Origin of the sequence: Dorea longicatena, assembly GCF_025150085.1 — a bacterium.
GTDB classification, from domain to species: domain Bacteria; phylum Bacillota; class Clostridia; order Lachnospirales; family Lachnospiraceae; genus Dorea_A; species Dorea_A longicatena.
This window is the reverse complement of the sequence record NZ_CP102280.1, coordinates 1,051,710-1,060,000: the sequence shown is the minus strand read 5'-3', so window position 1 is coordinate 1,060,000 and position 8,291 is coordinate 1,051,710. Positions and strand designations below refer to the sequence as shown.

The 8,291-nt window shown below is 39.0% G+C and carries 9 protein-coding genes (1 of these 9 only partly in view); all 9 read right to left on the bottom strand.

Annotation, left to right across the window (positions count from 1 at the left end; translation table 11 throughout):
- On the bottom strand, positions 1 to 191 hold the start of the coding sequence (locus NQ508_RS05000) for an FYVE zinc finger domain-containing protein (RefSeq protein ID WP_044920531.1). The gene continues 223 nt to the left of window position 1, outside the view; the window shows 191 of its 414 coding nt (coding positions 1–191); its start codon is at positions 189 to 191; its stop codon lies off the left edge, out of view.
- Between the two features lie 124 nt (positions 192 to 315).
- The gene (locus NQ508_RS04995) at positions 316 to 1,599 is read right to left on the bottom strand and encodes a S1C family serine protease (protein WP_006428533.1); all 1,284 of its coding nucleotides are present in this window, start codon (positions 1,597 to 1,599) and stop codon (positions 316 to 318) included.
- 78 nt (positions 1,600 to 1,677) lie between these two features.
- Complete coding sequence (locus NQ508_RS04990) at positions 1,678 to 2,355, bottom strand: peptidoglycan recognition protein family protein (RefSeq protein WP_022415152.1); 678 nt, start codon at positions 2,353 to 2,355, stop codon at positions 1,678 to 1,680.
- A gap of 99 nt (positions 2,356 to 2,454) precedes the next feature.
- Entirely contained in the window at positions 2,455 to 3,483 is a 1,029-nt protein-coding gene (locus NQ508_RS04985; protein ID WP_006428535.1) for an aldose epimerase family protein, read from the bottom strand.
- Between the two features lie 227 nt (positions 3,484 to 3,710).
- Positions 3,711 to 5,165: an IMP dehydrogenase gene (gene guaB / locus NQ508_RS04980; RefSeq protein ID WP_006428536.1), complete on the bottom strand. Its 1,455-nt coding sequence runs from the start codon at positions 5,163 to 5,165 to the stop codon at positions 3,711 to 3,713.
- Positions 5,166 to 5,300: 135 nt separating this feature from the next.
- Positions 5,301 to 5,792: a DUF6106 family protein gene (locus tag NQ508_RS04975; protein WP_006428537.1), complete on the bottom strand. Its 492-nt coding sequence runs from the start codon at positions 5,790 to 5,792 to the stop codon at positions 5,301 to 5,303.
- A 115-nt stretch (positions 5,793 to 5,907) separates the two neighbouring features.
- Positions 5,908 to 7,530: a chaperonin GroEL gene (gene groL, locus NQ508_RS04970; RefSeq protein WP_006428538.1), complete on the bottom strand. Its 1,623-nt coding sequence runs from the start codon at positions 7,528 to 7,530 to the stop codon at positions 5,908 to 5,910.
- A gap of 39 nt (positions 7,531 to 7,569) precedes the next feature.
- Entirely contained in the window at positions 7,570 to 7,854 is a 285-nt protein-coding gene (locus NQ508_RS04965; protein WP_006428539.1) for a co-chaperone GroES, read from the bottom strand.
- 114 nt (positions 7,855 to 7,968) lie between these two features.
- On the bottom strand, positions 7,969 to 8,277 hold the full coding sequence (locus NQ508_RS04960) for a hypothetical protein (RefSeq protein WP_022415148.1): 309 nt from the start codon (positions 8,275 to 8,277) through the stop codon (positions 7,969 to 7,971).
- Positions 8,278 to 8,291 lie beyond the last annotated feature (14 nt).

The following is an 8,291-nucleotide window of genomic DNA, read 5'->3' as shown; positions in this document are numbered from 1 at the left end:
CGTTTTTCACGTACCTCTTTCGGCGGTATATTCGAATACTTCTGCTCTTCAGGCTCCGGCTTTTCCGCTCTCTTCTGTACTTTGTGAGCACTTTGTGGAATTTTGAACTTCTTTTTGCAATTATAGCACAACAGATAATTCGGATCTTTTTTTCCTGGTCTTAATTCCTGACCACATATTGGACACTTCATATGAATCTGTCCCTCCCCATAGTGTATTATTTCAAACTGTGCTTTCAGACCTTTCGGCTGTGTATATCTTACATACATTGACATTATACTACATCAATTTGCAAATATCAATTTTTTATCCAAATTATTCAGATTGTTTTCCTAATGTTACTTCAACATCTTTTTTCTCATATTCGCCATTCTTGCTCTGTGTCTGAACTGTAATTTTTACCTTTTCTCCGGCTTTATAATATTGAAGCTGTTCCTGAAGTGCATCCATTCCATCTACTGTTGTTCCTTCAATTCCTGTAATAACAGCACCTTTTGTAATACCAGCCTTTTCTGCACCACCACCGGAAATAACTTCTGATACATATACACCCGTCGGCATATTATACATTTGAGCACTGTCTGATGTTACATCTACACCCTTAATTCCAATATAGCCTCTTTCGGATTCTGCAACTTTTGTTTTTGTTTTCTGGTTCATAAGATTCGTAATCAGATCACTTACATCTGATACAGGAATTGCATATCCGATTCCTTCTACTGTCTCGGTTGCAATCTTTGCAGAATTAATACCAATCACTTCTCCGTTCGCATTTAAAAGTGCTCCACCACTGTTTCCAGGGTTAATAGCCGCATCTGTCTGAAGAAGTTTTCCGTCATAGCTGTCCATTGTACGTTCTTTAGCGGATACGATACCGGTTGTTACTGACTGTCCATATCCAAGCGCATTACCAATTGCGATTACCTGATCTCCCACCTGGGTTTTATCCGAATCACCCAAGGTTGCTACCGCGATCTTATTCATCGTTGAATCTTTGATTTTACTTAAAGGAACTGCTACTACCGCAAGGTCTTTATCCGAATCCGTTCCCTTAATATCAGCTTCTACACTTTCTTCATCTATAAATGTTACAGTCAATGTACTGCTTCCTTCTACAACATGATTATTCGTTACAATCAATAATTCTGAATCATTCTGACCTACGATAATACCTGAACCCGCGCTCTCACTTTTCTGTTTCTGTGTACCTCCGAAGAAATTCTGTACCTCCTGCACGCTCATATTTGTAATAGAAACAATGGATGGCATTGCATTCTTTGCGACCTCTGTTACATTAGCCGTACCCGAAGAACTGTTAGAAGATGTTGTCAGTTTTGCACTATTGGCTGTCGTTGTTGTTTTTGCAGTTTTGTTTGTTGTCTGTGTGGTTCCCAAAACTTTTCCAGCCACAATATTACTTGTCTGAAATGCCGCACTTGCAACCACTCCGAAAACCAGTCCTGTACATACCACTTTTGCCCATCTTGAGGCGCCCTTTCCGTGTTTTTTCTTCGGACCTTGATCCTGGTTTCCACCCGTGCTGTAATTTTCTGTATTCATATTCTGATCGGATGTATAATAATTATATTGATTTTCCATATCTGATTGCCCCTTTCATATCTTATGCTTGTAGTTTACAGCTCAATTGTGTTTAATCTGTGATAAAAGTAAGGAGATTTATTGATATTCCTCTAATTTTTTCAATTTTGTTCCTATATCACTTTTGAACTTTCTCCACGCATCCTCATTTTCCACAAAATATTTAGGGCAAATCTTTCCGGTCACATCATAATGTCTTATAACATCATTTTCATCCAGATCAAATTTCAGACACAGCCATGCACAAAGATCCACCATGGATTGATATGTCTTTTTATTAAAAATTCCCGTCTCGTCCGGGTGACAGCATTCAATTGATACTGTATCAATATTCCTGCTGTTTGAAGCATATGCTATCTCCCACGTCGGTACACACTGAACAATCTCTCCTTCCAGTCCTACAACAAAGTTACTGCTTGCTTTCGTAATGTGGCTATCTTTCAGTCCCTCGAAGTAGTCACGGTTATTCATAGCTGTGGCACCGGGATTCGCTGTATAATGAACCACAATTCCGATAATCTTATTTGTTGCAATCCCAGGCCGGGAATATTCATTCGGTGTCAGCAGTTCTACGTCTATATCCGGCTTTACGGAATCTATGTAATCACTTTTATTTTCCGTATATTCTTTCGACTGCTCCTGTTTTTTTAAAGTTGTCACCACACAAAGCAAAACCGTTATTATAATAAGAATAATCAATCCTTTTTTAGAACGGCTCAGCGTTTTATTCTTTTTTCTTTTCCTGCTTCGTTTCATTTTTATCTCTTTTTTATCTCTCCATATATAGTACACTTTCATCTATCTTATCATTCATTTTTAAATGTCTTTTGAAGAGATTCTTATATTTTTATGAAATTAGCAGAATTTGTATACAGTTGTCGTATCATATACTTCTCCGGCCTTTGTGATCGGAGATTCAAAATTTTCTTTATGAATGGCATCTGGGAAGTACTGTGTTTCAAAGCATATACCATATCCTTTTTCATACACAGCTCCCTCTTTTCCTTTTGATCCTGCAAGGAAATTACCGGAATAGAACTGTATTCCCGGAAGGTCAGTATACACTTCCATCTTAATACCTGTCTCTTCAGATTCAGCAGAGGCTGCTTTTCTGAATCCTTTTCCATTTAATACCCAGTTGTGGTCATAGCCGCCTGCCAGCTTCAGTGGTGTATAATCTGCTCCGATTTCTTTTTCAACGACTTTCTCTTTTCTAAAATCCATCGGTGTTCCTTCTACCGGAACTACCGTTCCTGTCGGAATCAGTTCTGCATCTGTTTCAGTAAATGCATCTGCATCTATCCACACCTTTGCGTTCCATGCCGTTCCGGAAGCATGTCCTGATAAGTTAAAATAGCTGTGATTTGTCATATTCAGAAGAGTATCCTGATCCGGAATTGCATGATAATGAATCTTTAATTCATTTTCTTCTGTGATTGTATAAGATACCTCTATTTTCACTTCTCCCGGGAATCCCTGATCCCCATCCGGACTTACAAGTGCAAATACCACATGTGTATCATCCTCTTCTTTTACATCCCACATTCTTTTATTATAGAAATCAATTCCTCCATGAAGTGTATTTTTCCCATTATCGTTCTTTGTCAGTTCATATTTCTTTCCGTTCAGTTCGAATTCGGCCATTCCAATACGGTTTGCCACACGGCCTACTGTAGCCCCCAGAGAATCTCCTCCATTCTCGTAATCCTCCAGTGTCTCATATCCAAGCACAACATCCTGTGTCTTTCCATCTTTATCCGGTACATAAAGTTTCAGTAAAGAAGCTCCAAAATCTGATACCACTGCCTCCATTCCTTTGCTGTTTTTCAGTACATAACAGCTTGCTTTTTCCCCGTTCTTTGTTGCTCCAAATTCTTTTTTCATGTCCAGGTATCTCCTTTTTTCTTTATATTTTTTAATATTACTTGTATATTTATTATTCTCATTTATATACCAAGTACACTATCTAAATCTTATTATACTCTATATATTCACCGCTGAAAACCTTGATGCAAAGAAAATTTTATTATATTTTTTATATGCCAGATCTTTCCAATTTTTTCAAATATGTAGTTAAAAAGGCGCCGTTTTCACGACGCCTTAATCTTTCTTTATTCATCTACACTGTAGTTTGGTGCTTCTTTTGTAATGTGAATATCATGTGGATGACTTTCTTTTAATGAAGCAGAAGAAATCTTTACGAATTTACCTGTCTGTTTCAGATCTTCAATTGTCGCTGCTCCGCAATATCCCATACCGGAACGAAGGCCTCCCATCAACTGGAATACTGTATCTTCAACGCTTCCTTTATAAGCAACTCGTCCTTCTACACCTTCCGGAACCAGCTTCTTCGCATCTGTCTGGAAGTAACGGTCTTTGCTTCCATTCTCCATTGCTGCGATAGATCCCATACCACGATATACTTTATATTTTCTACCCTGGAATAATTCGAATGTTCCCGGGCTCTCATCACATCCTGCAAAGATACTTCCCATCATACATACATTTGCTCCGGCTGCGATTGCCTTTGTCATATCTCCTGAATACTTAATTCCTCCATCTGCAATGATTGGAATTCCGTATTTATCTGCTGCTTCGTAGCAATCCATAACCGCTGTAATCTGAGGAACACCGATACCTGCGATAATACGTGTTGTACAGATTGATCCAGGTCCGATTCCAACTTTTACAGCATCGACACCAGCTTTGATCAGATCCTCTGTTGCAGCTCCTGTAGCAACATTACCTGCGATCACCTGCAGATCAGGGAATTTACTCTTGATCATGTCTACTGTATGAAGCACGTTTGCTGAATGTCCATGAGCCGAATCAAGAACAACCACATCAACCTTTGCATCTACCAGTGCCTGTGCTCTTTCAAGGCAATTTGCTGTGATTCCGATTGCTGCTCCACAAAGGAGACGTCCCTGAGCATCTTTTGCAGATAACGGATATTTAATCTGTTTTTCAATATCTTTAATCGTAATAAGACCTTTCAGATTGAAATCTTTATCTACGATCGGAAGCTTTTCTTTTCTTGCTTTTGCAAGAATCTTCTTTGCGTCTTCCAATGTGATTCCCTCCGGTGCTGTAATAAGTCCTTCGGAAGTCATCGATTCTCTGATCTTTTTAGAGAAATCCTCTTCAAATTTCAAATCACGGTTTGTAATAATACCAACTAATTTCTTTCCTTCAGTGATCGGCACACCTGAAATTCTGAATTTCGCCATCAGGTTATTCGCATCTTCCAGTGTGTTATCCGGTGACAAGTAAAATGGATCTGTAATGACGCCATTCTCGGAACGCTTTACCTTGTCCACTTCTTCTGCCTGCTGTTCGATTGACATATTTTTATGGATAATTCCGATGCCCCCCTGTCTGGCCATTGCAATTGCCATGCGGTGCTCTGTAACGGTATCCATTCCAGCACTCATCATCGGAATGTTTAACTTAATTTTTTTAGTCAGGTAAGTAGATAAATCTACCTGGTTCGGAATTACTTCTGAATATGACGGAACCAAAAGCACATCATCAAATGTAATACCTTCTCCAATTATCTTTCCCATGATTTGAACCTCTCTTTCTTTTGTTTATTCATATTTAACAGCTATCTTAGCGAATCACACCTACATTTGTCAACATCTTTTGAAATGTTTTTATTTTAATACAATATTTTTTTCAGTTTTTGATTAATTTTCTGATTACTTTCTGATTACTTTTCTAGGTGCTTTAACAAAGAATCCTTCAACAATTGTCTCATTTGGTTCGAACAAAACCTTGCACACTTCGCCTTTATTTGAAGCGATCAGCGCATAAATTTTCTCATCTTTTTTTCCAGATGTGTAATCATATGTTTTAATCTTTTTATACTGCATTAATTCTACCGCCCCGACCGGTGCCAGAAGTTCCATCTGATCTGCATCTACAGAAAACATCCTTTTTCTTCTGGCCTTATTCATGATTTTGTCAATATCAAGATCACCATTTACAAATACATACTCATACTCCACATTCAGATTGCGGAACATCAGCACATCGATCACGATCATCACAACTGGTAATATAATTCCCACCGGTATAACAAAAACCAAAAGCACTGACACAACAGTTAATGCTATCAGTCCCACTTTCTTAAGTGTATCCTTTGAGTCCGCCTGTTTTTTTATCAGCTGCTCTGTGTAAAAATCATCCATTTTTCTTTCCTCCAAGTCTGCTTTAAGCTATGTCTATTGTAGCACACCTGACAGTAAAAAGAAAACTCCTCTGACGAGGAGTTCTCAAAAATTTAATATATATACCGTTTATGATTTACATCATACCCATGCCCGGATTTCCTGCCGGCACAGCTGGTGCATCTTCTTTGATATCAGCCACAACAGACTCTGTTGTAAGGAGTGTAGAAGCAACAGATGTTGCATTCTGAAGCGCACTTCTTGTAACCTTTGCCGGATCAAGAATTCCGTTTTCAACCATATCTACATACTGTTCTGTCAGGGCATCAAATCCTGTTCCGACTTCTGACTCTCTTACTTTGTTAATAATAACAGCACCTTCGAGTCCTGCATTTGCAGAAATGTGGAATAACGGAGCTTCCAGGGCTTTCAGTACAACTTTGGCACCTGTCTTCTCATCGCCTTCCAGTTCTTCAATTGCCTTAGCAACTGCTTTTGATGCATGGATATAAGCTGATCCACCACCGGAAATGATGCCTTCTTCTACTGCTGCTCTTGTAGCATTCAGAGCATCTTCCATACGAAGTTTTGCTTCTTTCATCTCAGTCTCTGTTGCTGCTCCGACACGGATAACAGCTACTCCGCCTGCAAGTTTTGCAAGTCTTTCCTGCAGTTTTTCTCTATCGAAATCAGATGTTGTCTCTTCGATCTGAGCCTTGATCTGTGCAACACGATCTGCGATTGCATTCTTGTCTCCCATGCCATCAACGATGACTGTATTTTCTTTCTGTACTTTTACAGATTTTGCGCGTCCAAGCTGATCCATAGTTGTATCTTTCAGTTCCATGCCAAGCTCTTCTGAAATTACCTGACCACCTGTCAGTGTAGCGATGTCTTTTAACATCTCTTTTCTTCTGTCGCCATATCCAGGTGCTTTAACTGCAACAACATTGAATGTTCCACGCAGTTTATTAACGATCAGTGTTGTAAGAGCTTCTCCTTCGATATCCTCTGCAATGATAAGAAGTCTTGCTCCCGCCTGAACGATCTGCTCCAGAAGTGGAAGGATTTCCTGAATGTTAGAAATCTTCTTATCTGTGATCAGGATATATGGATCATCCAGATTAGCCTCCATTTTGTCCATGTCTGTTGCCATATATGCAGATACATATCCGCGGTCAAACTGCATTCCTTCTACAAGGTCCAGCTCTGTCTTCATAGTTTTAGATTCTTCAATTGTGATGACTCCGTCATTAGATACTTTTTCCATAGCGTCTGCTACCATCTGTCCGACTTCAGCATCACCTGCTGAGATTGCTGCTACTTTTGCAATCTGGTCTTTGTCTTTTACTTTGCTTGACATCTTTGCAATTGCTTCAACAGCCACATCTGTAGCTTTCTTCATTCCTTTACGAAGAATGATTGGGTTAGCTCCTGCTTCCAGGTTCTTCATACCTTCATGAACCATTGCCTGTGCAAGTACGGTTGCTGTTGTAGTACCGTCTCCGGCTACATCATTTGTCTTGGAAGCGACTTCTTTAATCAGCTGTGCTCCCATGTTCTCAAATCTGTCTTCCAGTTCGATCTCTTTTGCAATTGTAACACCATCATTTGTGATCAGTGGTGCTCCGAATGATTTATCCAGAACTACATTACGTCCTTTTGGTCCGATTGTTACTCTTACTGTATCAGCAAGTTTATTAACGCCTTCTTCCAAAGCTCTTCTTGCTTCTGCACCATATTTAATTTCTTTTGCCATTGGTATCTACCTCCTGAAATATATAAATGATTTGCTTAATTACTCACAGATGGCTAAAATATCATCTTGTTTTACGATGATGTATTCTTCGTCATCGATCTCAACATTTGTTCCTGCATATTTGGAATAAATTACCTGCTGACCTGCTGTAACGTGCATCTCAACTTCTTTTCCATTTACCATTCCGCCTGGTCCTACAGCGATAACCTCTGCCTGCTGTGGTTTTTCTTTGGACTGTCCAGGGATCACGATTCCTGACTTTGTAGTCTCCTCTGCTACACACTGTTTTAATACAACTCTGTCACCTAATGGTACTAACTTCATATCTATTCCTCCTTAAATCATTTTCTGTATTATTAGCACTCAACAAAAGAGAGTGCTGAAAGATTCTAGATATAAAATAGCACTCTCTTTTTGGTTTGTCAACACACTTTCTATTTAGTTTAGAAGTTTTTTATAAAATCCGTTTTGTATTTTGAATTTCATCACTTTTCCAGCCTTATTCCAGTAACGTTCTTTTATAATTCCTTTACATATCACCGGATCTTCTAAATTCTCAATGCTGCATTCATAAATACCATCCAATGAATATGATGTAAGTTCCGCTTCTTCAGATACCAGATACAACGTTTCTTCTTCCTCATCATATGCTATGATCTTACATAAATATTCCGTTTCATCAAAAAAACTGTCCTCCAGAATCACACGTTCCATTCGGAGTTTTGCTGTACATCCTTCATATCCCACTGCCTGTATCCTCC

Bases quoted from the DNA above. Each gene is read 5' to 3' on its own strand.
- NQ508_RS04995 (WP_006428533.1), bottom strand. From the start codon at position 1,599: ATGGAAAATCAATATAATTATTATACATCCGATCAGAATATGAATACA.
- NQ508_RS04990 (WP_022415152.1), bottom strand. From the start codon at position 2,355: ATGAAACGAAGCAGGAAAAGAAAAAAGAATAAAACGCTGAGCCGTTCT.
- NQ508_RS04985 (WP_006428535.1), bottom strand. From the start codon at position 3,483: ATGAAAAAAGAATTTGGAGCAACAAAGAACGGGGAAAAAGCAAGCTGT.
- guaB (WP_006428536.1), bottom strand. From the start codon at position 5,165: ATGGGAAAGATAATTGGAGAAGGTATTACATTTGATGATGTGCTTTTG.
- NQ508_RS04975 (WP_006428537.1), bottom strand. From the start codon at position 5,792: ATGGATGATTTTTACACAGAGCAGCTGATAAAAAAACAGGCGGACTCA.
- groL (WP_006428538.1), bottom strand. From the start codon at position 7,530: ATGGCAAAAGAAATTAAATATGGTGCAGAAGCAAGAAGAGCTTTGGAA.
- NQ508_RS04965 (WP_006428539.1), bottom strand. From the start codon at position 7,854: ATGAAGTTAGTACCATTAGGTGACAGAGTTGTATTAAAACAGTGTGTA.